Here is a 25,182-nt window from a genome sequence, read left to right as displayed (position 1 = left end):
AACAGGCGAGCACGTTTCTCGCTGCACGGCATCAGCGGCTTCTTTCTGCGATCCAAAACAAACACTGCCATCGAAAACTCCTTTTGTTCAGCCCTTACGAGCCCTGTGACGCGCCCCTTGCGAGGCGTCTCCCCTCGGGAATGTCACCAACCGGCTCCTGCTTGTCAGCAGCGACCCGAACCTTCGGCGCTTTACCTTTCGCCAGCATGATCCGGGTCTTGCAGAGCAGCGAACTGAGGAAGCATTCGCTGGTGCGTCTTAACGACCCGTTGGTAACGGAGTTCGATGTAGTTCACATCTCACTCTCCCTGGTCAACTTAAGCTTGCTTTCACAAGCTCCGCCCTTTAGGGCGGGGTGGTTGACTTAGACGATCAATCTCCCGTTTTGTTCCTTTATGGCGGCGAGGCTCTCGACCAGCTCGTATCCCATCCTCAGTTCTAACGTCATTACGATGAAAGAATAGCACAGAAGCCCGCTCTTAAAAAGCCGGGGCGAACGCCAGGTGCCGGGATGGAACAAAACGAGTCGCCGCAATGTCTAAAGGCCAGGCGACCCGCAGAGCGGCGTCGCATAAGCAGTGGGACAAAGCGCTTAGAGATTGGCTATCAACTCGTCGCCGTACTTCTTTATCTCCCAGCGGATGCGCCCGAGTGTCGTCCATTGGGATGCGATGATTACCAGCGCGATATCGGGGACGAGCGGTGAGATGACGACCGTGCCCTCCTCGTATTCGAGCATGGCGGTCGAGAGCGCGCCCCGCTCGAGTTCGGAGCCGACTCTATCGAGCATGCCGAAACCGGTCGCGACGACCGCGCTTACCATGTCGAGTTCGAATTCGATGTTGGAGGCGTAGTCTACGACAAAGCCGTCGCGGGTGACCAAGAGCGCGGCGATTACGCCGTCGAGCGCGGTGAAGCGGTGCAATATTTGCTGCAGGGTGACTATTTCGGCCGGCTCTTCTTTGCTGAGGAGCTGGTCTACCTCTTCTTTTGTGATAAGCTCCTCTTCGACCTCCGGCGTCTCTTCTCCGGGGGTCTCCGGGGGGTTTTCGACCCCTGCCGCCTCGTAGCTTATCCCGGTGTTCGGCGCCATTGTCGCGGCTTCGGACCGGGCGTTTACCGCTACTTCTTCCGCTTCCTGGGATTCTTTTATTCGTTCGGCTAGTGCTTCGATGATGTTCTTGCGAACCTCTGCTTCGTTTGAAGACGATTCCGGGTCGAACGCGTCATCCGCCGACCCCTTCTCCTTCTCCGCGGCGTCCTTGCCCTGTTCGCTGCCTTTCAAGAACACCGATATCAATTCCGCAAAGTCCTTTTCGTCCAAGACGAACCTCCCAAGAAATGCGCGCCACATATTATTGACAATAGTTTACAGGCATTCTTCAGGATTGCCAAGTGTAAGTGGGGGACGTTGCTACGGCTGTTACGGTTACGGGTCTAGCTGTGTGAGCGCGGCTAGGACTTTTTAATGGCCTCGATAAGCTCTTGGATTGTCTCACGCGATTCGCCGCACATTCCGACCAAAGAGTCTACTATCTTGACCATGACTTTTTCAGGGTCGTACGAATAAATGGCCGACAGGTCTTCGTTGTCCGATATTTTTTTGAGCACACCGGCTCGCGCCAGGCACTCGACCTCTTTCGACACCGCGGATGGTTTGCGTCCGATGATGTTGGCAAGGCCTCGCGGCGTGTGTATGGAAAAGGGGTTGGCTTTGTAAAACTGGATGAGATTCCACTTGGTCGGCGATTCCAGTATCTCAAGCACAATGGGTTTTGTCTTCTCGTTTAAGCTTTTAACGAACTTAGCTATCTTTCTATTCATTCGATTTCCTCAATCTAGCCTTGCTTTTCAGCAAGCTTTTGAAACAGCCGGTACTGTCTGGCGAGGCCGACTATGACCAGCACCAGGAATACCATTTCCACCAGTACCTGCATGTTTCGCAACACCAGTATTATCGGCTCCCACACTTGCATGCTGAACAGCGACTGCTTTTCCAGGATGTTTAATTCAAAATCGATGCTCAGCACGGGGTCGGGCGTACCGAATTTTCTCATAAAATTATGTATGATAAGGATGGTATAAGAGACGGCATAGACCGGCACGCTCGGCAGCAACCATCGCCAGCTCGCCGCCAGGTCGCCTTCGACCATGAGCCAGATTTTTCGCGCGATGACGGCCGCCGCGAGGCCGGTTACGGCCACGACTATGGCGAGAAGGTCGACGACTGTCATTACGAATCACGCTCGGTCAAATTCCGTATTAGTTGGTAATTACGGAGCAGCCCGAAGAAGGCGAGTATGATGAAGACGAAATGCGCGGTGTTTCTCAACAGGTCCGAGCCGACACCCGCTATCGAGATGACCCCCAATTCGTTGATGACGGCAAAGAGCGTCGCCATCGCGAGTATTTGGAAGGCTACCACCGCGTATCGCCAGCTCGCGGCGAGGTTGCCGGCCACCTTTCGCAAGATTCCCAGGGATATCAGAGCCGCCAGACTCGCCAGGATGAAGTTGAGTGTTTCGACTGCTACGATAAAGCTCATCTCGATTACCTTTTTTTGCGGATAAGGCCTTCCTCAAGGAGCGTCTTTCCGCTGATCATTCTCGATGGGAATCCGGTCAGGATTCCCTGGTGGCCCGAGAACTTGGCCTCGATGGTCACCCCGTTCTCCGCGATTTCATATTTGCGGATATCTTTAGCGTGTTTGCTCCCGCGCACCTTCAAGATAGTCAGAGCGGTCTCAAGCTCGCTCTCTATCTCAACGTAACGTAAAAATAGTATGTTGTCGACGACAAAACCTATGCTCGTCTCGAATGTGTTCTCGTGGCCGAAGAGGAGCGGGACTTCGCTCGTCAATACCGTCGTCAGCCCTAGTCGCTTTAGGCCGTTTATAAGGCTATTAAAGAGTTGCCTGAGTTCGATGGTATCGCGGCTTATCTGCTCCATCAGCGTGACCGAGTCGATGACTATGCGTTTAGCGCCGATTTCGGCGACCAATCTATCGACTAGGCCGTTTTCTTTCTCGAGTTCGCTTTTGAGAACCGCGGGTGACGTGAAGATTATTCTTAGCTTTCCGGCCGCCTCTTGCTCCTTCAAATCCCAGCCGAAATTCATGGCGTCGCGATAGATGATCTCCGGGAATTCCTCGAATGTTATAAATATACCCGCTTCGTCGAGCGCGGCCGCGCCCTGGTATATGAATTGCGTCGCAAAGGTCGTCTTCCCGGTACCCGGAGGGCCCGCAATGACGGTCGAGCTTCTCTCGTACAGCCCCCCATCGAGCAAATCATCCAACCCCGGAATACCGCTTAGTATTTTTTTCAATCAAAGCCCCCCATTCCTCTATCCGTGTTCGGCTTAAGCTTTGTGGCGCTGAAGCGTCATGTCGAGGGCGAAAAACGTCTCACGCAAAAGCGAAGCACAAACCGTCGCTTAATAATATTTTTACCAGATAAACGCGCCAAGAGCAAAACTTTGTTTTGTTCTTGGCGCGGCACCAGACCTTTTGTCGTCGATGTCGAGCGCGCTAACATAAAAGCGAAGACTCGACCGAGCGTGGGTAGCCGGTTTAGGGGGAGCCTATTTTCTTGTATACAAAAAAGACGCCAAACCCGCGTCCGGCGTTTTCAGGTCTTAGGATAATAGCTTAGTCCTCTATGGTGATGGCTTCCATCGCGCATTCTTCTTCGCAAGCCTTGCAGCCGTCGCAGCTATCCGCATCGGTAGCTTTTGCGATGTCGTCGACGAGTTCGAACACATCGTTCGGGCAGCTGTCTATGCAGGTTCCGCAGCCGGAGCACTCATCGACATCGATTAATGGTTTTGACATTATAATTCCTCCCTAATAAATAGGCCGTACGCTACACAATAAATCTTATACATGACTGCTAGCCGCTTGTAAAGTGATTTGACAAAGAGAATTTGGCGATTATTTACTGCGAACCGCCGAGTTGCGTCGCCGCAAGAATAAATCAAAAAATAATTAAAGGCCTCAAAGGTCAGCCGATAACTATAATAAGGTCGCCGTCATAAATCTTGACAATACCAGACTTAGATTTTATACTTATGACAAAAATATAGCGATAGGAGTGTTTTTTATGCCAAAAGCTTTAGGTATCGATCTTGGAACGACAAATTCATGTATGGCGATTCTCGAGGTTGGTGAGCCGAAGGTAATAGCCAACGCGGAAGGCGGGAGGGTCACGCCTTCGGTCATCGCGTTTTCCAAGACCGGCGAGGTGCTCACCGGCGAGGTTGCCAAACGCCAGGCGATTACAAATCCGGAGCGGACTATCGCATCGGTCAAGCGCCATATGGGCACCGACTGGAAGATAGATATCGACGGTAAGGATTATACGCCGCAGCAGATATCCGCCTTCATTTTGCGGAAATTCAAGAGGGACGCGGAGGCGTATCTCGGCGAGAAGATTACCCAGGCGGTCATCACGGTTCCCGCTTACTTCGAGGACGCGCAGCGCCAGGCGACGAAAGACGCCGGCAAGATAGCGGGTCTCGAGGTCTTACGTATTATCAACGAGCCGACGGCCGCCGCGCTCGCGTACGGTCTCGACAAAGAGCATGACCAGACGATTCTCATCTTCGACCTGGGTGGGGGTACCTTCGACGTCTCAATTCTCGACATCGGCGACGGTGTTTTCGAGGTGCGGGCGACCGCGGGCGACAACCATCTCGGCGGCGACGATTGGGACCAGAAGGTAATCGACTGGATGGCCGACGACTTCAAGTCGAAATACGGTATCGATTTACGCAACGACAAGATGGCGCTTCAGCGCCTCAAGGAGACGGCGGAGAAGGCGAAGATGGAGCTGTCCACGACGCTTTCGACCAACATAAATCTCCCGTTTATCACAGCCGACGCCGAAGGGCCGAAGCACCTCGAGATGTCGCTGACTCGCACTGAGTTCCAGCGGATGACGACCGACTATCTCGACCGGTGCCGTAAGCCGGTTCAGCAGGCGATGAAAGACGCCGGCGTAAGCGCCGACGACATCGATCACGTCATCCTCGTCGGCGGCTCCACCAGGATGCCGGCGGTACAGGAGATGGTAAAGGAGTATACCGGCAAAGACCCGCACATGGGCGTCAACCCGGACGAGGTAGTAGCGGCCGGCGCGGCCATCCAGGCCGGCGTGCTCATGGGAGAGGTAAAAGACATTCTTCTCCTCGACGTCACCCCGCTCTCGCTCGGAATCGAGACGCTCGGGGGCGTCTTCACGAAGCTTATCGAGAGAAACACGACGATTCCGACGCGAAAAAGCGAGATATTTACGACCGCCGCCGACGGACAGACGAGCGTTGAGATACACGTACTCCAGGGCGAGCGCGAGATGGCGGCCTACAATAAGACCTTAGGGCGGTTCCATCTGGTGGACATGCCGCCGGCGCCGCGAGGCGTGCCGCAGGTCGAGGTCGCTTTCGACATCGACGCCAACGGCATAGTCAACGTCTCGGCGAAAGATTTGGGCACCGGCAAAGAGCAGCGCATCACGGTTACCGGCGCCACCGCGCTCAACAAGGATGAGATAGACCGGATGGTCGACGAGTCCAAGTCGCACGCGGAAGAAGACCGCAAGCGCCGCGAAGAAGCCGAGGTGCGAAACAATGCGGATAACCTGGTATACACGACCGAGCGCACGCTCAAAGATGTGGGCGAGAAGCTGACCGACGCCGACAAAGAGGCGATCGAGAAAGCGGTAGCCGACGCGAAAGAGGCGCTTAAGGGCTCCGACGTCGAGCAGATAAAGAAGGCGCACGAAGTGTTGCTTGAGCAATCGTACAAAATCGGCCAGGCCGTATACGAGCAGCAACAGCAGGCGGCTCCGGGCGCGGGCGATGAAGCCGCGGGCGAGGCTGAGGACGTCGTCGATGCCGATTTCGAAGTAGTCGACGAAGAAGGCGAAGCGAAGTAAGACGGGGGAGGAAAATTCCTTCCCGGCGTTTGAGGTGATAGTTTTGACAGGGGATAAAAACCGGAATGGATTTGGCGACGACCCGGCGGAGCCGGTATCGGCAGAGGTCGACGCAGTGGACGGCGAAGAAGCCGGGCCGGAGGGCGCGCCGGGCGAGAGCTATGAGGATTTGAAAGAGCGCTTGAGTCGGAAAGAGGCGGACGCGGCGGAATACTTGGATATGGCCAAGCGGGTCCAGGCTGAGATGGACAATTATCGCAAGCGGATGCTGCGGGAGCAAGAACAGATTGTCCAGTATGCGACGCAGACCGTAATGCGGGAGCTGCTGCCGCTCATCGACAATATCGAGCGGGCGCTTCACGCGGCGGAAGCCGGAGCATCGAGCGCGAGCTTGACCGAAGGCTTTGAGCTTATCTATACGCAGCTCAACGCGTTGCTGGCGAAGGAGTGTGTCGAAGTCATCGACCCCTTGGGCCGGGAGTTCGACCCCGAGCGGCACGAGGCCGTCCTGCAGGTCGAAAGCGAAGGGCACGCCGAGAATACGGTGATTGAAGTTCTACAGAAGGGCTATGAGCTGAAGGGAAGGCTGTTGCGCCCGGCGATGGTAAAAGTCGCAAAGTAGAAAGCGGGTGCGGAACGAGGGTGCGGCTAGCACTCGTAGCTCAGGGCTTTAGCCCTGACAATCTGATAGCTAATTCCTGACAGCTGATAATGGTGATGGCGGATGAGTTCGAGCAGGACATATAAGGATTACTACGCGGTTCTCGGGGTGAGCAAGAATGCGACGCGGAAAGAGATAAAAGATGCGTACCGCAAGCTCGCGCGGAAATATCATCCCGACGCGAACAAGAGCGATTCGACGACGGAAGAGAAGTTCAAAGAAATAAGCGAGGCCTATGAGGTTCTTAAAGACGCGAAAAAGCGCAAGGAATACGACGAGATGGGGCGCTATTTCGGCGGCCCCGGCCCGGGTGGCGGACGGAGCACTGCCGGTGGCGCTGACCAGGGATTCTCGTTTAACGGCTTCGGCGACCTCTTCGACCTTTTCGGGGGCGGCGCGGGCGTCGGGCGCGGTGGAGCGAGGCCGCAGCAGACGCGGACCAAAGGCTCCGATATAACGTATAACGTAAGCCTCACCTTCGACGAGGCGCTTAAGGGTAAGACCGTTACGCTCTCGGTCGACAGGGAAGAGACCTGTTCGTCGTGTGGCGGGACAGGCGCGGCATCCGGCTCGGGGAGGGTTGCCTGCGCGGCGTGCGGCGGACGCGGCGTGGTCGCGGACGACCAGGGTATCTTCAGTATCAGTCGGGCGTGCCCGAATTGCGGCGGCCAGGGAAGCATAGTCGAGAGACCCTGCGCGGCTTGCCGGGGCAACGGCCGCATACGCGCACAGAAGAGTGAGACGATAAAGATCCCGGCCGGTGTCGCCGACGGCAGCAAGCTCAGGTTCAAAGGCAAAGGGCAAGCCGGCTTGAACGGCGGGCCCCACGGCGACCTCTATGTCGTCGCCAAGGTCGCCAAACACCCCTATTTCATCAGGAACGGCAGCGACATCCAGCTCGACCTCCCGATTACCTTTACCGAAGCGGCCCTCGGAGCTAGTATCGAGGCGCCCACCGTCGACGGTAGCGTCTCCTTGAAGATTCCCGCCGGTACCCAGGAGGGCCGGACCTTCCGCCTCCGCGGCAAAGGAGCGCCCAAGCTTAAAGGGACGGGCCGGGGCGATATGCTCGCCAAGGTCCGCATAACCGTGCCGACAGAACTCTCGGGAGCCGAAAAAGAGCTGCTCGTGAGGTTTGCCGATGCCCGCAAGGAAGACCCGAGGAAGAATTTTAAAGAGTAACGCGAATCGCGAGACCTAAGGGCCGTGCGATTGTTCAATGATATTTGGAGTGGGAAGTTAGGACGCACTGGAAACAACGTCCCCTAAGGAGAGAAGATGTACGACGAGCCGGTTTATATGATAAGCGTGGCGGCGAAACTCGCGGGGATGCACCCGCAGACGCTCCGCATTTACGAACGGAAGAAACTTATCGACCCGAAGCGTACCCAGGGTTCGACGAGGTTGTACTCGCAGCGCGATGTCGACCGCTTAAAGCTAATACAGATGCTCACCCAGGGACTCGGCGTAAACCTAGCCGGGGTCGTCAAGATATTCGAACTCCAAGACGAGATTGAAGAACTGCAGGGGCTTATGGAGGCGCTCGAGAAGCAGACCGCCAAGCTCCGGGGCGCGCTCGACGAAGAACTCGGCAAGATACGGCAGAGCGCCCTCGTGCCGATGCGCCGGGGCAAGATCGTGCTCCGCAAAGAGAAGTGCTAAGCGCATGCAAGAAGGTGAAAGAAGATGAGGTTGGATAAATTTACGATAAAATCCCAGGAGGCGCTCGGCGAAGCCCAGCGGCTGGCGGACAGTATGGGCCACCAGCAGGTCGAAGGCGAACATCTCTTGTTGGCCCTGGTCGGCCAGGCGGACGGCGTAGCGGCGCCGATATTGCGGAAACTCGCTCTCGACCCCGACACGATCAAAGAACGGATTCAAGCCGAACTCGACCGCCGGCCCAAGGTCTCGGGCGCGGGCGCGACCTATATAGCACCGGAGTTGAAGAGCACTATCGACGCGGCCTTCATCGAGGCCGAAGGGCTTAAAGACGAGTATGTCAGTACCGAGCACCTGCTTCTCGCGCTCGCCGCGGATAAGGGAACGGTCGGAAAGATGTTGAGTTCGCTCGGCGTTACCAAAGAAGCGGTTCTCAAGGTTCTCGTGGACGTGCGCGGAAGCCGGCGGGTGACCGACCAGAGCCCGGAGGAGAAATACCAGGCGCTCGAGAAGTATAGCCGGGATTTGACGAGGCTCGCCCGGCTCGGCAAACTCGACCCGGTCATCGGGCGCGACGACGAGATTCGCCGGGTCATACAGGTGCTTTCGCGACGGACCAAGAACAATCCCGTTCTCATCGGCGACCCCGGCGTAGGCAAGACCGCCATCGCCGAGGGGCTCGCGCAGCGCGTTGTCGGCGGGGACGTGCCCGAAGGCCTCAAAGATAAACGGGTGGTCTCGCTCGACCTCGGCGCCCTCATCGCCGGAGCCAAGTACCGGGGTGAGTTCGAGGACCGCCTAAAAGCGGTACTCAAGGAGGTCACCGACGCCGAAGGCGAGATAGTCCTCTTCATAGACGAGCTTCATACGCTGGTCGGGGCGGGCGCCGCCGAGGGCGCGGTCGATGCCGCCAACCTTTTGAAGCCGGCGCTCGCGCGCGGTGAGCTGCGGGCAATCGGCGCCACCACCATCGACGAATTCCGCAAGTATATTGAAAAAGACGCGGCGCTGGAGCGGCGTTTCCAGCCGATACTCGTCGGCGAGCCCTCGGTCGAGGATACCATCGCGATTTTGCGGGGCCTCAAAGAGCGCTACGAGATACACCACGGTGTGCGCATTACCGACTCGGCGCTTGTCGCGGCGGCGGTTATGTCGAACCGCTATATCACCGACCGCTTCTTGCCGGATAAGGCTATCGACCTCATCGATGAGGCCGCCTCCGGGTTGCGCATCGAGATAGACAGCCTGCCGACTGAGATAGACGAGACAGAGCGGCGCATCAAGAAGCTCGAGATAGAGCGACAGGCTTTGCGAAACGACAAGACCAAGGCCGCGTTAGCGCGGCTTGCCGGCATAGATAAAGGCCTCGCCGAACTCAAAGAGAAGACCTTTCATATGCGCGCGCACTGGCAGAACGAGAAGCAGGCGATCACCGAGATAAGCCGGCTCAAAGAGCTAATCGAGCAGGCAAAGACCGATGCGGCGGCGGCCGAGCGTGCGGGGGATTTAGCGCTTGCGGCAAAGCTTCAGTACGGCGACATCCTCTCGTTCGAAAAAGAATTGGAGGACAAGAACCGACGCCTTCTCGAACTGCAGAAAGACCAGAAGATGCTGAAAGAAGAGGTCGATGAGGAAGACATAGCCGAGGTCGTCTCGGAGTGGACGAATATCCCCGTTGCGAGGCTCATGGAGGGCGAAATAGAAAAACTGGTCGCCATGGAGGGCAAGCTCCACGAGCGTGTTATCGGCCAGGACGAGGCGGTCTCCGCCGTCGCCAACGCCATCCGCCGGGCGCGCGCCGGCCTGCAAGACCCCAATCGCCCGCTCGGCTCGTTTATCTTTCTCGGGCCGACCGGCGTCGGCAAGACCGAGCTGGCTCGCGCTTTAGCCGAGTTTCTCTTCGACGACGAGCGCTCGATGATCCGTATCGACATGAGCGAATACATGGAAAAACACACCGTATCGCGGCTAATCGGCGCGCCTCCCGGCTATGTCGGTTACGAGGAGGGCGGGCAGCTGACCGAAGCGGTTCGCCGGCGCCCCTATGCCGTACTCCTTCTCGATGAGATAGAAAAAGCGCATGGCGACGTCTTCAACGTACTCCTGCAGATACTCGACGACGGGCGTCTTACCGACGGCAAAGGCCGCACCGTCGATTTTAAGAACACCATAATCATAATGACATCGAACATCGGCAGCCAGCATATCCAGGAGATGACCGATATGGTCAAGATACGCGGCAAAGTCGATGATGAGATGCGTGCCCATTTCAGGCCCGAGTTCTTGAACCGCGTCGATGAGACGGTCATTTTCAACCGCCTGACCCTCGATGACATCAAGAAGATAATCGAGATACAAATCGGCCATCTGGAGCGACGCGTCGCCGAGCACGGGATAACGCTTCACCTTACCGATGAGGCCAAGGAGTATCTCGCGCACGAGGGCTTCGACCCGCTATACGGCGCGCGTCCGCTGAAGCGCGCCATCCAGCGCAAGCTGCAGGATAGCCTCGCGCTTAAAATCCTTGAGGGGCGCGTTAAAGAGGGCGATAGTGTAATTGTGGGTGTCAAAGACGGCATCATCGTCTTTGAGGCGACAAAAGCACAGACGCTTAGCTGAGAGCGGCCTACTTATTCATACTATGAGTCTTAGCGGGAAGGATTGCCGCAGGCCCGTGATATTCGCAGACGAGGCAGATTTTGCCGATGAAGAGGATTTAATAGAGCAAGCACAGAGCGACCCCGCGGCGTTCGGGCGGCTGTACGACGCGTATTATTCAAGCATTTTCAACTATATCCTTAGAATGACGGGAGATATAGAACTTGCGCAAGACATAACCGCCGAGACGTTTTATAAGGCGATGAAAGGCCTTAAGAGATTTGAATGGAGAGGCCTATCGTTTTCCGCATGGCTCTACAAAATCGCGACCAACGAAGCGAGAAGCTACTTCAGGAAGGGCACGTACAAGACGGCCTCGCTCGATTATTTGCTGGAGGCGGAGGGACTCGCGCTCGATTCCGGCTATGACCTGGAGGCGGAGTTTATCGAAGTCCAAGATGCCCTAAACCGCTACGAAGAGTTCCTTGCGTGTCGGAAAAAGATCAGCGAATTGCCGTTCAAATACCAAGAAGTCATCGTGCTCCGTTTCTTTGAAGCGAAACGGATTAAAGAAATCGGAAGCATTCTGGGAAAATCCGAAGGTACGGTAAAGTCGCTGCTCCATCGGGGCTTAGAAAGATTAAGAAAATCTATGGATAAGTAGGGATATTTTGCAACCTTTTGCGGAGTAAGGCGTTATACGTACAGGAAGGGCGATTTAAGTGGAAAAGAAAGACATTATCGAAAAACTGGAAAGCCTGGACCTTCCCGAACTCGATGCGCCGGCTCACAGGCAAAATCTGAGAAGGGCGTTACTCAGCTCGGGTTGTCTCCAGAAAAGACAAGGGGGTGCCCTATCGGCGCCCTTCAGGAGATTTAGGAGAGTGATAAGCATGAAATCCAAGTTGATAGTGATCGTACCCGCTCTCGTGTTGTTGTTTGCGGTCGCCGGGGTAATACCCTTCTTCACCGGCGAGCAGACGAGCGCGTATCTAACACTGCAGGTCAATCCGTCGTTGCAGCTCGCGCTCGACAAGAATAACACAGTAATCGGGATTGAGGGTCTCAATGAAGATGGAAGCAAGCTGCTGGCCAAGCTCGACGTGGCGGATGCGGATTTGAAAAAAGCGTTGGGCGGAATCATTGACGCGCTCGTTTCGGAGGGGTTTTTGGTGCGCGATGCGGAGGTAGTTATAGCCTTACGTCCTGCGAATGACCCTGAAGCGGATGGACTGAGTGATTTGGGCGATGTGGCCGATGTTGCGGGCGAGGCCGCGGAGGACGCGTTAGCCGCGAGCGGCATGGCTGCTAACGTGGTAAGTGTTGTCATCAGCAACGAGCTGTACGAGGCCGCGAGTGCGAAGGGGCTGCTTCCTGAAGATTATGCCGATTTAATCGAAGCGGGGATATCGCCCAAGAGCGTCGAGGCCTTGCTGGTTTTGATTGGCGAGAGCAAAAACGCGGGCGTCGAGCCGGAAAAGCTTCATGAGGAATTCGAGACGATAGTGGCCGCGGCGATCGATATGGCCGAGGCCGGGATTGCGGAGTCGGTTATTGTGGACGCATTGAAAGGCGCGCTCAAAGCCGACCCGGGCCTGGAGGAGTTAACCACCATAACGGCGGCGTTAATCGATATGCACGAAGCGGGGATATCTTCTGAGAATTATCCGGCGCTGCTCAATCTGGATAAGGAACTCGGTCTCGATAAAGAAAAGTTTTTAGAGGAGTTCAGTACGATCACCGCGGCGTTAATCGATATGCACGAAGCGGGGATAGCCGGAAATGTAGCTATGGCGACGCTTAGGGAAGCGATAAAAGCCGATATCGGCCTGGAAGAGCTGACCACCATAGTATCGGCGATGATAGACATAAAAGAAGACGGGCTCTCTGAGGCCGACGCGTTGGCAAAGCTTAAAGAGGCGATTAAAGCGGACCCGACACTCGATACGTTCGATGACGTAATCGAGGGTAAGGCGGACGACAGGCAAACCGGCGATTCTTCGAAGGATGAAGACGATGAGCCTGCGACCGACGGTAAAGACGTTAAGCGCGAGGATGCCGATGACGCGGAAGACGATAAAAGGTCTGGCGACAAGCCGACCCAGCCGACCCCGGCCGCTCCCGCAGTCGAAGACAATAACGAGGAAGTCGGCGATACCGAAATAGAAAATGAAGCCCGAGAGTAGTCGCGCGGCTAGATAGCGGGCGCAATAAAAGCCTTTGGCAATACCTGCTTGCGGCGACGGAATAATCAACGACAAACCCCGCGGATTAATCCGCGGGGTTTGTCGTTTAACAGGAAGTGACCGGCGCAAGTTTCGCGTCTATTATCCGGCCAATCAGCGGCTACTTTTCCAGATCGCTCAAAAACCGACCCTTGGATTCGTCATATTTTTGACTGCGGAGAAGTCAGGTTGCGGCATCGCGGAGGTCGGGAGAGAATTTGTCAGAACGAGCAGGAATCGGGTATATAGTGGTTGAATAATCGTAGTACAAAAAAATAAGAAATTTGTGATTTTGACGGTTGGAGGGTAATCAGCACATGGGTGCCACCGTGGGTATAGCGCAGGCGCTTCTCTATTACAAATATTACCCGCTTTGGTCCACTTTCCTGGAAGGGCTCGGGGCGGAGGTAGTGGTCTCCGGTTCGACCACGAAGAAGATGATAAATACCGGCACATCGCTCGGAGAAAACGAGCTGTGCCTGCCGGTCAAGGTCTTCTTCGGGCATCTCGTCGACTTGAAAGACAAGGCGGACGCGCTCTTTGTGCCGCGTGTCGTAAGCGTTGAGAAGCGGGCTTATACCTGCCCGAAGTTCTTGGGCCTGCCCGATTTGGCGCGCTCCGTCGACGGGTCGCTCCCGGACATCCTCGACCCGGTCTTCAATAGCAGGCTGAGCCGGCGCAAGCGTTACGAGGCTATCCTTGCTTTCGGGAAGACATTTACGCGCCGCAAGATGCGCATAATCAGGGCTTGGGGTTCGGGTATCGCGGCGCAGAAGGCCTATGAAAGGCGTCTCGAAGCCGGCCTGACGCCGGTGGAGGCGATGGCCGGAGAGGCGGCGGCGCCATCCGGGGGCAGCCTGCGTATCGGTATCGCCGGTCACCCTTATAACATCTACGACCCTTATACCAGTCTCAATCTCATCAAGAAACTGCGCCAGTGGGATGTCGATGTCGTCACGACCGATATGCTCTCGCCCGCTCTTCTCCACCGCGAGGCGGGCAAGTTGCCGAAACGGCTCTTCTGGTCATACGAGCGAGAGGTCGTCGGCTCGGTGTTTCATTGGCTCAACACCAAATCGGTCGACGGTATAATTTATGTGCTCTCGTTCGCCTGCGGGCCCGACTCGCTCATCCAGACGTTGCTCGAGAGCGAGGTGAGGCGCAAGGGCGGCATGCCGCTAATGTCGCTCGTCGTCGACGAGCACAGCGGCGAAGCCGGCATGATAACCAGGGTCGAGGCTTTTGTGGACATGCTCAGATGGAGGCGGCAATAGATGATAGTTACCTTTCCCCATATGGGAAAATTGGAGATGGTCCTCTCGGATGTCTTCGACCGCTCGGGACTCGATTATATCGTCCCCCCGAAGACGACGATTAAAACGTTGCAGTTGGGTGTGGGCTACGCGCCCGAGTTTGCCTGCCTGCCGCTTAAAATAACCATCGGCAATTTTATCGAAGCGCTGGGTGTGGGAGCGGACACGCTCTTGATGGCCGGCGGCATCGGGCCTTGCCGGTTCGGCTACTACGCCGAGATACAAAAGTGTGTCCTGCGCGACGCCGGCTTTAAGTTCGACATGGTCGTCTTAGAGCCGCCGCCTGCGGGCCTCAAACAATTCGTCGATACGCTCAAGGTTTTGGCGCCGGGCAAATCTATCTATGAGATTTGGCGTCTGATAAAGGTGTCGTTTCGCAAAGCGCGCATCTTGGACGAACTCGAGAAGTATGCGCTCAAGTACCGGGCGTACGAGGCCGCGCGCGGCGCCACGACCAAAGCATACAAGCAGGCGCTCGAGACGATGCGCCCCGCTATAAGCGAAGACGAGATAGAGGCGGCCAGGGCGGCGGCCTTCGCCATTCTGGAGGCCGTCGAAAAAGATATGGAGCGGCCGTGCGTGAAGATGGGCGTCATCGGCGAGTTTTATGTGCTCCTTGAGCCCTTCGTCAATTTCGACATCGAAGAGCACCTCGGGCACATGGGCATATCTCTGGAGCGGGCGGTCTACCTGACCGACTGGATAAGTCCCTCGAAGGAAAACCAGGTCTCGGGGATTAGCAACGACGAGGTGGCCCGCGCGGCGAAGCCGTACCTCAACCACTTTGTGGGCGGCGAAGGCCTGCCGAGCGTCGGGCATACCGTCATATTCGCGAAGGAGGGCTTCGACGGGGTACTCCACCTCTTCCCGTTTACCTGTATGCCCGACATCATAGCGAAATCGATTTTGCCGCGGATAAGCAAGGATTTCGACATCCCGACCCTCTCGCTCGTCATCGATGAGCAGACGGGTAAAGCCGGCGTGCTCACGCGCATCGAAGCCTTCATCGACCTTCTCGCAAGTAAGAAAGCATACAAAGAAAGAAAGTCGCTAGAAGCGGTCGGGAGCGTGCGGTAAGCGGGCAGTCAGGGCTAAAGTCCTGAGCCACGTTAGCAATAACACCTATAGCCGGCTACTGATATACTGATAACTTGATTCGGAGGATGTATGGCATGAGGGGTTTTTTGGGCGTAGACGTTGGTTCGGTCAGCACGAACCTGGTGGTATTGGACGAGCGGGGTGAGGTGGTAAGCCTCATCTATCGCCGGACGCAAGGGCGGCCGATAAACGCCGTGCAAGAGGGGATAAAAGAGCTTGAGAGCGATTTGGCGCACGCTGTCGAGATAGCCGGGGTCGGCACGACGGGGAGCGCCCGTTACTTAAGCGGCGTCATCATCGGCGCGGACATCATAAAGAACGAGATTACCGCGCACGCCATCGCCGCCTCCCATGTGGCGCCGCAGGTGCGCACGGTCCTTGAGATTGGCGGACAGGATTCGAAAATCATCTTGCTCCGCGACGGAATCGTCGTCGATTTCGCGATGAACACCGTCTGCGCGGCGGGGACAGGCTCGTTCCTGGACCACCAGTCGGCGCGCCTCGGCATCCCTATCGAAGAGTTCGGAGGGCACGCGCTCAAAGCGGCCGTCCCGTGCCAGATAGCCGGGCGTTGCTCGGTCTTCGCCGAGTCGGATATGATTCACAAGCAGCAGATAGGCTATCGCATGGAGGATATCGTCTACGGTCTCTGCCAGGCGCTGGTCCGCAATTACCTCAACAACCTCGCTAAAGGCAAGGAGTTGGCCGCGCCCATCGTCTTTCAGGGCGGGGTCGCGGCGAACGCCGGCATGAAGCGCGCGTTCGAAGAGGCGCTCCAGATGGAGGTCGTCATTCCCGAGCACCACCACGTGATGGGCGCTATAGGGGCGGCGTTGTTGGCCAAAGCCGCCGTGCGTGACGGCGCGACCAACTTCAACGGGTTCTCGGTTTCGGCCGCCGAGTATCAGACGCGCAGTTTTCACTGCAAGGGCTGCGAGAATAATTGCGAAATCGTTAAGATACAGGCCGAAGGCAAGACGCTCGCCTGCTGGGGCGGACGGTGCGGCAAATGGGAACTGGAGGGCACGGAAAACGCCAAGCCGTTGGTGCACCCATCGTCCGACAAACAAGCGAAGGTTGCTTCGGGGTAGGGTGCCGGTCGCGTAAAAGTCCCGTCGGCAAGGGTAAAATAGCCTACCGGTAACAGAAAATCGTCGATAGGGTTTCGCCGGAGGCGCGGACCCTTTTTAGTCTTCGCTCGAACTTCCGTGATATTGCTGCGACTATGGTGTTGAGCTTTGCGAACACCGATTAAGAAGCTTGACAAAATCTTGACAACTTTTACCGGCAAAGCTAAGATGTAAGGTACTTTTGCTATAGCAGTTACAAGCGTTACAGAGTTTCTGTGTTTTTTTTGCATCATTGGAGAGGAGAGCAAATTGGCTAAGATTCTAGAAAAACAAGTTCTGCGATCCGACCTGGTCACCGCTAAGATTTCGGCACCGGAGATCGCCAAATCGGCCAAGGCGGGCCAGTTCGTGGTCATCCGCGTGGATGACCACGGAGAACGGATTCCGCTTTCACTCGCGGCCATCAATCCCGAAGAAGGAACCCTTGGGCTTATCGTTATGACGGTCGGCGTTACCTCTTCGAAATTTGCCGCACTAAATGTCGGCGACGAGGTTCTCGACGTGGCGGGCCCGATGGGTCATTCCACCCCCATCGAGAATTATGGGCGCGTAGCCCTGGTCGGCGGCGGTTTCGGTGCGGCGCCGATGTATCCTATCGGCAAAGCGCTTAAAACGGCCGGGAACACGGTAACATCGATAATCGGCGCGCGCTCGGCCGACCTTCTTATTTACGAGAAAGAACTCGGCGAGTTTAGCGACCGGGTTTTAGTCAGCACCGACGACGGCAGCAAGGGCCACAAAGGCCTCGTCACCGAAGTCCTTAAAGATGAGATAGAGAAGAACGGCGTCGATTGGGTCATGGCCATCGGCCCGGCCATCATGATGAAGTTCGTCTCCCTTACGACACAGCCCTACAACGTCAAGACATTCGTCAGCCTCAACCCGATTATGGTCGACGGCACCGGCATGTGCGGCGCCTGCCGCGTATCGGTCGGCGGCAAGACGATGTTCGGCTGCACCGATGGACCGGATTTCGACGGCCACCAGGTCGATTGGGATCTATTGATGTCCAGACAGCGCACCTATCTCAATGAGGAAAAGGTCGCTATGGAGAACTACCAGTGCAATTGTGTCCCGAGTGTGAAGTAAGGAGAGGCAGGAAATGGCGGAGATTAAGATACCGGAATATACAAAAGAAGAATTGAAAGAGCTGCGCAAGTCGCGCACAGGTATGCCTGAGCAGGATGCGAAAGCGCGCGGCGGAAACTTTGAAGAAGTCACCCTGGGCTATAGCGCCGAAGACGCGATGCGCGAGGCGAACCGCTGTCTGTTCTGCGCGAAGCAGCCGTGTGTCGCCGGCTGCCCGGTCGAGGTGCCGATATCGGAGTTTATCAAAAAGGTCAAGGAAGGCGATTTTATCGGCGCGGCCAAGGAGATCAAGACGAAAAATCCGCTTCCGGCGGTCTGCGGCAGGGTTTGCCCGCAGGAGAGCCAGTGCGAGGCGCTTTGCACGCTGATAAAGAAGAACGAAGCGGTCGCCATCGGTCGCCTCGAGCGCTTCGTCGCCGATTACGAGCGCGAGCATGGCGGAAGCAACAACGGCGAAGTGGTAGCACCTAAGCCTTCCGGTTTCAAGGTCGCGGTCGTCGGCTCCGGCCCGGCCGGCCTCGTCGTCGCGGCCGACCTCGCGAAGATGGGCCACAAGGTCACCATCCTTGAGGCGCTCCACAAAGCCGGCGGCGTGCTCGTCTACGGTATCCCGGAGTTCAGGCTTCCGAAAGCAATCGTTCAATCCGAGGTCGACGGTATCAAGGCGCTTGGGGTAGACCTAAAGGTCAACGCGGTCGTCGGCAAGATGAGCACCATCGATGAGCTGCTCGCCGACTTCGACGCGGTCTTTATCGGCTCCGGCGCGGGCCTGCCGATGTTTATGAATATCCCCGGCGAGAACCTAAACGGTGTTTACTCGGCAAATGAGTTCTTGACCAGGACCAACCTGATGAAAGCTTACCTCTTCCCGGAGTACGATACGCCCATCCAGAAAGGCCGGCACGTCGCGGTCGTCGGCGGCGGAAATGTCGCCATGGATGCGGCGAGAACCGCTCTGCGCCTCGGCGCCGAGAAGGTATACCTCGTATATCGACGCTCGATGGAGGAGCTTCCCGCGCGCGCCGAAGAGGTCCACCACGCGATAGAGGAGGGTATCGACTTTAGGCTTCTCAACAACCCGACCGAAATTGTCGGCGAAGGCGGCTGGGTTCGCGGCATGAAGTGCGTCAAGATGGAACTCGGTGAGCCGGATGAGTCCGGCAGGCGTCGCCCGGTCGAGATCCCCGGTTCGGAGTATATCCTCGAGGTCGATACCGTCGTCATGTCTATCGGCACCAAATCGAATCCGATTATCCCGGATTCGACCCCCGACCTGGAACTCAACAAGTGGGGCTATATCACAGCGGATGAGAACGGCGCGACCTCGAAGCCGGGCGTTTACGCGGGCGGCGATATCGTCACCGGCGCGGCGACGGTCATCCTCGCAGCCGGCGCGGGTCGCACAGCGGCAAACGCCATCCACGAGTATTTGACGAGCAAGGTCAAGAAGTAAAAGGCCTGTTTAGAAAAGCATAAAGCGCAAAGAGCCCGCCGCCGGGCTCTTTCGTTTATCCGGCCCCGGTATTGGGAAGATACCATCTGTATTGGCTTCATGAAAGGGGGAAGACCGCATGGCACAATTACGGCTCTTGAGAAGGTCGCCTATGAACGCCGGGGAGCAACTCCGGGAGCGCGCCCAGGAGCTGCTGGGCTTGGCGCGCGACAGGAATCTTCTGATGTTCGCGCTCGTCTCCGTCTCATCCTTTACGATGGGAGTGCTCTTTGGCATGATGACGGCTCCATCGAGCGGCTCCGAGATGCGAGGCCGCATCGGCGAGCGGGCATCCGGGGCGATGGAGAGCGTCCGGTCGATAGCACGGAAGAAGGGCGAGGAAATCGCCGAGGAGGCCGAGCGCATAGCATAGCGCCCGCGAATCCAACGAACAACGGCGCCAACGACACAGCTATATAGCGATTTGTACTGAGAAGCTGCGGGAGCTTGAGCCGCAGCTTTTCTTATATATAACTCAGCCAACATACGACGAAAAGCTTGTGCAATTCCGGCAACTACTGCTATAATTATGTTTCAAACCCTGAAGGCTTAATGCCCTATCCTTTGAGCGATATACATAATGACGGTCGAGAGGGGCTACGATTATGGCGAATCGCATAACCGGGCGTGAAAAGCAAATCCTAGGATTGATCTGCGAAGGCCTGACAAACAAAGAAATCGCGCACGAACTCGACCGAAGCATACACACAATAAACAACCATCTGAAGAAGGTTTTTGCCAAGCTCGACGTGAAGGATCGCTTTGAGGCGATTGCGTTGGCAAAGAAAAACGGCTTCTTTGATTAATGTGAGTATTAAGCCGGAAGAGCAACAACCAGCCACGTGACCGAAGCGCCCTCTTCTTTTCGCTAAATCTTAACCATGAGAGCGATTTCATTTAATGCGTCAATAAGGCTTATGGGCTCTGCTGATTCCACCTCAATGGATACATGTTTGTGAGATGGAAATGTTGGCAGGTGGCGATAGTGGGGCACATTATCCCAGCGAACGATGAGCTTATTCTTTGCATCCATGTAATGGAAACGATAGCGGCGCCTGTCTAATAGCAGCATTTCTGAAAAATCAAGGACCGATCCATCGATAAAACTCAGTCTTCCCTTGATGGACTCAATTCCTAAAAGCTCATCTTCTTCAAAATCAATTTCAACGGTTGAGATTATCGGGGCAATCTCCGACAATTTTTCCTGGACTTGAAGAAAGTAGGCTCTCATAGACTAATTTTCTCTACTTCTTTAAGCTCCTGTTTCGTTAAATTGGCTGCGTCGGCGAGGTATTCCCACTCAAGAAGGTACGCCTCATCTCCAAGTTCGCCTGCATTGTATTTCTTCAGGAATTCACGGGTAGACATGTTATACTTTTCTTCAAATCTCTTTAAGCGTTCTTTATATTGCTTCAGTTTGAAGTTTAAAGTCTTCTTTTTCATTTCAAGTCCTGATTTTATGATTGGAATTTCTTCTTTTCTGATCTGCATGAAACAATTCACCCCACCAAAGATTGACCGACTATTCTATTATGATACACCAGCAGTGTGCTATTTCGAATAGTTTAACGACGGTATGGGCGCACTCGCTGTCTTAATTATTAAGACTAGTCAGCGGAGCCGGAATCCGACCCCCGCGCCGCACAAACCCCGCCGAGGAGAACTCGCTTACCCGCATGACCGGGGCGCTGCCCAGAAGGCCGCCGTAGTCTACCGTTTCGCCCGCCGCTTTGCCCGGTGCCGGGATGATGCGTACCCCCGCCGCCTTGTGGTTTACGACCGCTATCGCCATCTGGTCGGCGATGATGCCGGCAATCGTCTCGACCGGCGTGTCGCCGGGGATGACGACCATATCCAAGCCGACCGAGCAGACCGCTGTCATCGCCTCGAGTTTCTCGATATTCAAAGCGCCGACCGCAACCGCTTCGGCCATCGCCAAATCCTCGCTGACCGGGATGAACGCGCCCGATAGCCCGCCCGTCGACGAGGTCGCCATCGCCCCGCCTTTTTTGACGGCGTCGTTTAAGAGCGCGAGCGCGGCTGTCGTTCCGGGTGCGCCGCAGCGCTCGACGCCCATCGCCTCGATTATTTGCGCGACGCTGTCGCCAGGCGTCGGGGTAGGGGCGAGCGAGAGGTCGACCACGCCTTGCGTCGCGCCGAGGAGCGCCGCCGATTCGCGCCCGATAAGCTCTCCCATCCGGGTTATTTTAAAGGCGGTCTGTTTGATAAGCTCGGCCACCTTCATGAGGTCGACGTCGGGGTACTTGGCGAGCATCGCCCGCACCACACCGGGGCCGCTGATGCCGACATTTATCACCCGGTCGGGCTCGCCGAAGCCGTGGTAAGCGCCGGCCATGAAGGGGTTGTCCTCGGGGATGTTCGCGAAGACGACCAGCTTGCCGCAGCCGATACCGTCGCGCTCGCGGGTCAGCTCCGCCGTCTCTTTGATGACTACGGACATCTTCAAGACCGCGTCCATGTTGATGCCGGCCTTGCTGGAGGCGACATTAATCGACGAGCAGAGGCGCTCGGTCGTCGAGAGCGCTTTCGGGATGGAGGCGATGAGGCGCGTGTCGCCCGGTGTCTCTCCTTTGTGGACGAGCGCGGTGAAGCCGCCTATAAAATCGACGCCTATCTCCCTGGCCGCCCTATCCAAGACTTTAGCTATGGGGGTGTAGTCTTCGAGGTCGCTCGATTCGGCTATCGCCGATATCGCCGAGACCGAGACCCGCTTGTTGACGATGGGTATGCCGTATTTATTCTGCAGCGATTTCGCGACCGCTACAAGGTTTCCGGCGGAGGAGATGATTTTGTCGAATATATTCTTCAGGAGCCTGTCGCCGTCGGGGTCGCAGCAGTCGCGCAAGCTGATACCCATGGTAACGGTCCTAATATCGAGCGTCTGCTCTTGTATCATCTCAATTGTTTCGCGTATTTCCTCAGGATGAATCAACATCCGCGCCGCCCCCTAAACCCTGTGCATGAATCGGAAGATATCTTCGTGCCGGACGGTTATCTTCAGCCCGAGTTCGTCGCCGACCGCGCTCAGTTTATCCTGCAGGTCGCCGATGGATATCTCGTTTTCATCGATCGTGACCAGCATTATCATCGTAAAGAAGTCTTGCATGATGGTCTGGCTGATATCGTCGATGTTGACGTTGTTCTCGGCGAGCACCCGGCTGACGCCCGCGACTATGCCTACGCGGTCTTGTCCCAACACCGTAACGATAGCCCTGCTCTTCATCCTTGCCTCCCTAAGATAGCCGGCGGCGCATATATTCATTCGGCTGCTGTTGTTGTTGCGGTGATGCCGGACCGTCGCAAACGCAGCGATCCGTGATGCCGCTCGGTATAAGCTACTTTAAACCAAACCTACCTTTATGACAATGGCAAAAGGCGAAGGCAGAGGCGCGACAAAACTTCATTTTACTCCCGCCGCGTTGTATGATAATTCTCGGGGAATACAATGGTTGAGATAGTCAGGATAAACGTCGGCGACATAGTTACGCTCAAGAAACAGCACCCCTGCGGGGTCAACGAGTGGGAGATTACCAGGCTCGGTATGGATATCGGGCTTACCTGCCGTGGCTGCGGGCGCAAAGTGCGCCTGATCAGGTACGATTTCGACCGCCGGTTTCGCGGTTTTATCGAGCGCGCGCAAACGCAAGATACCGCCGACCCGGGGTCCGTCGAGGGGTAGTGTTAGCCCTGCGGCTCGCCGTATAGCTGCGCGGGCAAAGGTTTTCACGTCCGATCGTTTCCAACATGAGTGTTCGCGAGCGTATTCCGGGGCGAACTGTTCTCGCTAAGATTGCCCCTTAACCAACCTATAAAAATCACATTCTATGCAACTGGCTAATTTTTGCGCGAAGGTGCCCTGCACTTTTCCGCCGCACATCGTCCCGGCGACCCGCCAGCATTCACGGCCATTAGCCGGATAGGCGGGACAATCGTTCGATAAGTTCCGTCCGCACTTTTTCATCTCCCAGCAGTTCACTCGGCTCACTCCTTCAATTACTACCAATAATTCGGGGGTTTGGATACTCAGGACTCCTATCGGTTGCTACAAATAATACCTTTAACCTATTTGAGCGGGGATAATGCTTTTGTGAAACCGCTAAACGTCATATGAAATTATTAGTATAAATGGTTTAAGGGGGCATTTTGCTGCGGGGACGCCCGCCCGTCGGTGAGGATACCCGCGATTTTCGCGCGGGATAAAAATTTTTCTCGACTTAGAAGGAATCGCGTCTGCTTTGGCGTATTTATGCAAAAGAACATTGGTGCAAAAGATTTACTATTGAAAGGGGCGCTCCTGTTGAAGAAGTTTCCGGCTTTGGCCATATCAGCACTGATCGTCCTCGCGGCAGGCGTACCAGACGCTCTTGCCGCGAGCTGGCCGATGTTTCAGTATGACGCGCAGCGCAGCGGCTCGAACGCAAGCGCGCGAATCAGGCCGCCGTTAAAGTCGACATGGGTCAAAGGGCCGCAAACTTCGCCCGGCGAAAGGCGAACCAGACCGGTCATAGCCGACGGGGTTGTCTATGCGGGACAGCGATGGAGCACCTACGACCTTATTCCGCGGACGATAAACCACGGACAACTCCAGGCGATATCGATGGAGAACGGAAAACCGCTCTGGACCGCACCAGACGTATTTGTCGCCGGCACCCCGGCGCTCGCAAACGGGATGGTCTATGCCGGAACCGATGATGGGCGCTTGCTTGCGCTAGGCGCCGCCGACGGCGTTGTTCGCTGGTCGGTCGATGTGGGCGGCAGACCGAATTCACCCGCGATATACGGGCATCGCTTGTATGTGACGACAGCGAACGGAAGGCTGTGCGCCCTAGACGGCGCGACCGGCGCCGGCATCTGGAGTATCGAGCGCTCCAAGGTGTTGTCGGCCCCCGCGCTTCTCGACGGCATGGTGGTAGTCGGCGGCTCCGAACTCGCGGCATTCGACGCGCGCGACGGGCGCTTCGAGTGGTCGTTCGGCGATGGCGGCTCATACTCCATGCCGACCCTGAGCGCGACGTCGGTCTATGTTTCGACTCCGTATACGCTCTACCGGATAGACCGCGAAAAAGGCACCGTGGTCTGGAGCCGCTTTACCGGTGATAACTATGGGGCGACGGCATCGATTACGCTTGACGGCTCGACGCTTTACTGGGGCACGGTTACCGCCATAGACGCGGAAAACGGCCAGACGAAGTGGACTTTTAACTCGAAGAACAGTGTTGTCGGGGCATCGGTCGCGCCGGCGAACGGCTTCGTCTTCGTCGGCTCCAGCCACCATCATAAACAGGCCCTCGACCATTCGGATGGCCGCCTTTACGTGTTAAACGCCGCGACCGGCGAGCTGGTTTGGGAGTATTTGGCCGGGTTGCGCTACGGCGATTGGTACGGTATCGACCCGTCGCCGGCGATTGCCGGGGACTCGGTCGTGCTCAATCTGAGCACCATGCAGCTCGCATGTTTTACCGAGACTCAACCCGAACCGTTGCCGCTGCCGGTGACGGCGAGCACGGGCGTTATTAATCCATACGATTGCGAAGCCGGACAAGCGACCATCGCGTTTATGCTCGATGCTCCGGCGACGGTTACGGTCGACGTCCTCGATTCACACGGCAAGCCGGTCCGCCGTCTGGTCGATAACGTTCAATATGACGCCGGCGAACATAAAGTTACGTGGTACGGTATTATCGACTTTCCCGAAATGGTCGACGCGGGTCTCGCGGCCGCTTTCGGGGATAAGGGTGTTCTTATAGCACCCGATGGCGATTATGCGTTGCAGGTCTTGGCGCAAACCGGCGACGGCCGGAAGTACCGGGGCGGCGCGGCGGTGCGGGCGGCGTCCGATATTTAGCGAAAAAGCGGGCTTATGTATAGCCAAACGTGAGTCGGCGCTTGGCGAAAAAGCGGGTTTATGTTTAGCCAAAGGTGAACTAGTGTTTAATAAAAAAGCGGGTTTATGTATCGCCGAA

At 56.4% G+C, this 25,182-nt stretch carries 26 protein-coding genes; 16 read left to right on the top strand and 10 right to left on the bottom strand.

What is annotated here, in order from left to right; translation table 11 throughout:
- Positions 1 to 592: 592 nt before the first annotated feature.
- From KGZ93_03150 to KGZ93_03125, 6 genes are all read right to left on the bottom strand, one after another.
- Positions 593 to 1,324 carry a roadblock/LC7 domain-containing protein gene (locus tag KGZ93_03150; protein MBS3908619.1) on the bottom strand — a complete coding sequence of 244 codons (732 nt, stop codon included), beginning with the start codon at positions 1,322 to 1,324 and terminating at the stop codon, positions 593 to 595.
- A gap of 131 nt (positions 1,325 to 1,455) precedes the next feature.
- Complete coding sequence (locus tag KGZ93_03145) at positions 1,456 to 1,824, bottom strand: hypothetical protein (GenBank protein ID MBS3908618.1); 369 nt, start codon at positions 1,822 to 1,824, stop codon at positions 1,456 to 1,458.
- 14 nt (positions 1,825 to 1,838) lie between these two features.
- A complete protein-coding gene (locus KGZ93_03140) occupies positions 1,839 to 2,234 on the bottom strand; it encodes a hypothetical protein (protein ID MBS3908617.1) in 396 nt (131 codons plus the stop codon).
- Positions 2,234 to 2,545 (bottom strand): hypothetical protein, encoded by a 312-nt coding sequence (locus KGZ93_03135; GenBank protein ID MBS3908616.1) that lies wholly within the window; start codon positions 2,543 to 2,545, stop codon positions 2,234 to 2,236. The genes KGZ93_03140 and KGZ93_03135 overlap by 1 nt, the downstream gene beginning before the upstream one ends.
- Positions 2,546 to 2,550: 5 nt before the next feature.
- On the bottom strand, positions 2,551 to 3,327 hold the full coding sequence (locus KGZ93_03130; GenBank protein MBS3908615.1) for an ATPase: 777 nt from the start codon (positions 3,325 to 3,327) through the stop codon (positions 2,551 to 2,553).
- A 322-nt stretch (positions 3,328 to 3,649) separates the two neighbouring features.
- Positions 3,650 to 3,832: a 4Fe-4S binding protein gene (locus KGZ93_03125; protein ID MBS3908614.1), complete on the bottom strand. Its 183-nt coding sequence runs from the start codon at positions 3,830 to 3,832 to the stop codon at positions 3,650 to 3,652.
- A 268-nt stretch (positions 3,833 to 4,100) separates the two neighbouring features.
- Here KGZ93_03125 and dnaK point away from each other — a divergent pair, with 268 nt between their 5' ends.
- From dnaK to KGZ93_03055, 14 genes are all read left to right on the top strand, one after another.
- Positions 4,101 to 5,933 (top strand): molecular chaperone DnaK, encoded by a 1,833-nt coding sequence (gene dnaK, locus KGZ93_03120; protein ID MBS3908613.1) that lies wholly within the window; start codon positions 4,101 to 4,103, stop codon positions 5,931 to 5,933.
- Positions 5,934 to 5,976: 43 nt separating this feature from the next.
- Complete coding sequence (grpE, locus tag KGZ93_03115; GenBank protein MBS3908612.1) at positions 5,977 to 6,555, top strand: nucleotide exchange factor GrpE; 579 nt, start codon at positions 5,977 to 5,979, stop codon at positions 6,553 to 6,555.
- A 102-nt stretch (positions 6,556 to 6,657) separates the two neighbouring features.
- Positions 6,658 to 7,776, top strand: coding sequence for a molecular chaperone DnaJ (dnaJ, locus tag KGZ93_03110; protein MBS3908611.1), 1,119 nt, complete (start codon positions 6,658 to 6,660; stop codon positions 7,774 to 7,776).
- A gap of 96 nt (positions 7,777 to 7,872) precedes the next feature.
- A complete protein-coding gene (locus KGZ93_03105) occupies positions 7,873 to 8,256 on the top strand; it encodes a helix-turn-helix transcriptional regulator (protein MBS3908610.1) in 384 nt (127 codons plus the stop codon).
- A gap of 24 nt (positions 8,257 to 8,280) precedes the next feature.
- Positions 8,281 to 10,872, top strand: a complete 2,592-nt coding sequence (gene clpB / locus KGZ93_03100; protein MBS3908609.1) for an ATP-dependent chaperone ClpB — start codon at positions 8,281 to 8,283, stop codon at positions 10,870 to 10,872.
- Positions 10,873 to 10,927: 55 nt separating this feature from the next.
- Positions 10,928 to 11,515 carry an RNA polymerase sigma factor gene (locus KGZ93_03095; protein MBS3908608.1) on the top strand — a complete coding sequence of 196 codons (588 nt, stop codon included), beginning with the start codon at positions 10,928 to 10,930 and terminating at the stop codon, positions 11,513 to 11,515.
- 58 nt (positions 11,516 to 11,573) lie between these two features.
- A complete protein-coding gene (locus tag KGZ93_03090; protein ID MBS3908607.1) occupies positions 11,574 to 13,037 on the top strand; it encodes a hypothetical protein in 1,464 nt (487 codons plus the stop codon).
- A gap of 356 nt (positions 13,038 to 13,393) precedes the next feature.
- Positions 13,394 to 14,350 carry a hypothetical protein gene (locus KGZ93_03085; protein ID MBS3908606.1) on the top strand — a complete coding sequence of 319 codons (957 nt, stop codon included), beginning with the start codon at positions 13,394 to 13,396 and terminating at the stop codon, positions 14,348 to 14,350.
- Positions 14,351 to 15,466 carry a CoA protein activase gene (locus tag KGZ93_03080; GenBank protein MBS3908605.1) on the top strand — a complete coding sequence of 372 codons (1,116 nt, stop codon included), beginning with the start codon at positions 14,351 to 14,353 and terminating at the stop codon, positions 15,464 to 15,466.
- A gap of 95 nt (positions 15,467 to 15,561) precedes the next feature.
- Positions 15,562 to 16,578, top strand: coding sequence for a 2-hydroxyglutaryl-CoA dehydratase (locus KGZ93_03075; GenBank protein MBS3908604.1), 1,017 nt, complete (start codon positions 15,562 to 15,564; stop codon positions 16,576 to 16,578).
- A 288-nt stretch (positions 16,579 to 16,866) separates the two neighbouring features.
- Complete coding sequence (locus KGZ93_03070; protein ID MBS3908603.1) at positions 16,867 to 17,706, top strand: sulfide/dihydroorotate dehydrogenase-like FAD/NAD-binding protein; 840 nt, start codon at positions 16,867 to 16,869, stop codon at positions 17,704 to 17,706.
- A 13-nt stretch (positions 17,707 to 17,719) separates the two neighbouring features.
- Entirely contained in the window at positions 17,720 to 19,159 is a 1,440-nt protein-coding gene (gltA, locus tag KGZ93_03065) for an NADPH-dependent glutamate synthase (GenBank protein ID MBS3908602.1), read from the top strand.
- Positions 19,160 to 19,277: 118 nt separating this feature from the next.
- The gene (locus KGZ93_03060; protein ID MBS3908601.1) at positions 19,278 to 19,571 is read left to right on the top strand and encodes a YtxH domain-containing protein; all 294 of its coding nucleotides are present in this window, start codon (positions 19,278 to 19,280) and stop codon (positions 19,569 to 19,571) included.
- Between the two features lie 232 nt (positions 19,572 to 19,803).
- Complete coding sequence (locus KGZ93_03055) at positions 19,804 to 20,004, top strand: helix-turn-helix transcriptional regulator (protein MBS3908600.1); 201 nt, start codon at positions 19,804 to 19,806, stop codon at positions 20,002 to 20,004.
- A gap of 62 nt (positions 20,005 to 20,066) precedes the next feature.
- Here the strand turns inward: KGZ93_03055 and KGZ93_03050 are convergent, their stop codons facing one another.
- The 4 genes from KGZ93_03050 to KGZ93_03035 form a co-directional block, all read right to left on the bottom strand.
- A complete protein-coding gene (locus tag KGZ93_03050; protein MBS3908599.1) occupies positions 20,067 to 20,429 on the bottom strand; it encodes a hypothetical protein in 363 nt (120 codons plus the stop codon).
- Positions 20,426 to 20,689, bottom strand: coding sequence for a hypothetical protein (locus KGZ93_03045; protein MBS3908598.1), 264 nt, complete (start codon positions 20,687 to 20,689; stop codon positions 20,426 to 20,428). Before KGZ93_03045 ends, KGZ93_03050 begins: the two co-directional genes overlap by 4 nt.
- Positions 20,690 to 20,792: 103 nt before the next feature.
- Positions 20,793 to 22,154 carry a PFL family protein gene (locus KGZ93_03040; GenBank protein ID MBS3908597.1) on the bottom strand — a complete coding sequence of 454 codons (1,362 nt, stop codon included), beginning with the start codon at positions 22,152 to 22,154 and terminating at the stop codon, positions 20,793 to 20,795.
- Positions 22,155 to 22,166: 12 nt separating this feature from the next.
- On the bottom strand, positions 22,167 to 22,442 hold the full coding sequence (locus tag KGZ93_03035) for an ACT domain-containing protein (GenBank protein ID MBS3908596.1): 276 nt from the start codon (positions 22,440 to 22,442) through the stop codon (positions 22,167 to 22,169).
- 222 nt (positions 22,443 to 22,664) lie between these two features.
- Here KGZ93_03035 and KGZ93_03030 point away from each other — a divergent pair, with 222 nt between their 5' ends.
- On the top strand, positions 22,665 to 22,898 hold the full coding sequence (locus KGZ93_03030; GenBank protein ID MBS3908595.1) for a DUF951 domain-containing protein: 234 nt from the start codon (positions 22,665 to 22,667) through the stop codon (positions 22,896 to 22,898).
- Between the two features lie 567 nt (positions 22,899 to 23,465).
- Complete coding sequence (locus tag KGZ93_03025; protein ID MBS3908594.1) at positions 23,466 to 25,064, top strand: PQQ-binding-like beta-propeller repeat protein; 1,599 nt, start codon at positions 23,466 to 23,468, stop codon at positions 25,062 to 25,064.
- Positions 25,065 to 25,182 lie beyond the last annotated feature (118 nt).

The organism is Actinomycetota bacterium, from assembly GCA_018333515.1.
GTDB lineage: Bacteria > Actinomycetota > Aquicultoria > Aquicultorales > Aquicultoraceae > Aquicultor.
This window is presented reverse-complemented; position numbering and strand designations above follow the sequence as displayed.

Coding starts and splice junctions, on each gene's coding strand:
- KGZ93_03145 (MBS3908618.1), bottom strand. CDS start 1,824: ATGAATAGAAAGATAGCTAAGTTCGTTAAAAGCTTAAACGAGAAGACA.
- KGZ93_03140 (MBS3908617.1), bottom strand. CDS start 2,234: ATGACAGTCGTCGACCTTCTCGCCATAGTCGTGGCCGTAACCGGCCTC.
- KGZ93_03135 (MBS3908616.1), bottom strand. CDS start 2,545: ATGAGCTTTATCGTAGCAGTCGAAACACTCAACTTCATCCTGGCGAGT.
- KGZ93_03125 (MBS3908614.1), bottom strand. CDS start 3,832: ATGTCAAAACCATTAATCGATGTCGATGAGTGCTCCGGCTGCGGAACC.
- dnaK (MBS3908613.1), top strand. CDS start 4,101: ATGCCAAAAGCTTTAGGTATCGATCTTGGAACGACAAATTCATGTATG.
- dnaJ (MBS3908611.1), top strand. CDS start 6,658: ATGAGTTCGAGCAGGACATATAAGGATTACTACGCGGTTCTCGGGGTG.
- KGZ93_03105 (MBS3908610.1), top strand. CDS start 7,873: ATGTACGACGAGCCGGTTTATATGATAAGCGTGGCGGCGAAACTCGCG.
- clpB (MBS3908609.1), top strand. CDS start 8,281: ATGAGGTTGGATAAATTTACGATAAAATCCCAGGAGGCGCTCGGCGAA.
- KGZ93_03085 (MBS3908606.1), top strand. CDS start 13,394: ATGGGTGCCACCGTGGGTATAGCGCAGGCGCTTCTCTATTACAAATAT.
- KGZ93_03080 (MBS3908605.1), top strand. CDS start 14,351: ATGATAGTTACCTTTCCCCATATGGGAAAATTGGAGATGGTCCTCTCG.
- KGZ93_03075 (MBS3908604.1), top strand. CDS start 15,562: ATGAGGGGTTTTTTGGGCGTAGACGTTGGTTCGGTCAGCACGAACCTG.
- gltA (MBS3908602.1), top strand. CDS start 17,720: ATGGCGGAGATTAAGATACCGGAATATACAAAAGAAGAATTGAAAGAG.
- KGZ93_03060 (MBS3908601.1), top strand. CDS start 19,278: ATGGCACAATTACGGCTCTTGAGAAGGTCGCCTATGAACGCCGGGGAG.
- KGZ93_03055 (MBS3908600.1), top strand. CDS start 19,804: ATGGCGAATCGCATAACCGGGCGTGAAAAGCAAATCCTAGGATTGATC.
- KGZ93_03050 (MBS3908599.1), bottom strand. CDS start 20,429: ATGAGAGCCTACTTTCTTCAAGTCCAGGAAAAATTGTCGGAGATTGCC.
- KGZ93_03045 (MBS3908598.1), bottom strand. CDS start 20,689: ATGCAGATCAGAAAAGAAGAAATTCCAATCATAAAATCAGGACTTGAA.
- KGZ93_03040 (MBS3908597.1), bottom strand. CDS start 22,154: ATGTTGATTCATCCTGAGGAAATACGCGAAACAATTGAGATGATACAA.
- KGZ93_03035 (MBS3908596.1), bottom strand. CDS start 22,442: ATGAAGAGCAGGGCTATCGTTACGGTGTTGGGACAAGACCGCGTAGGC.
- KGZ93_03030 (MBS3908595.1), top strand. CDS start 22,665: ATGGTTGAGATAGTCAGGATAAACGTCGGCGACATAGTTACGCTCAAG.
- KGZ93_03025 (MBS3908594.1), top strand. CDS start 23,466: ATGCAAAAGAACATTGGTGCAAAAGATTTACTATTGAAAGGGGCGCTC.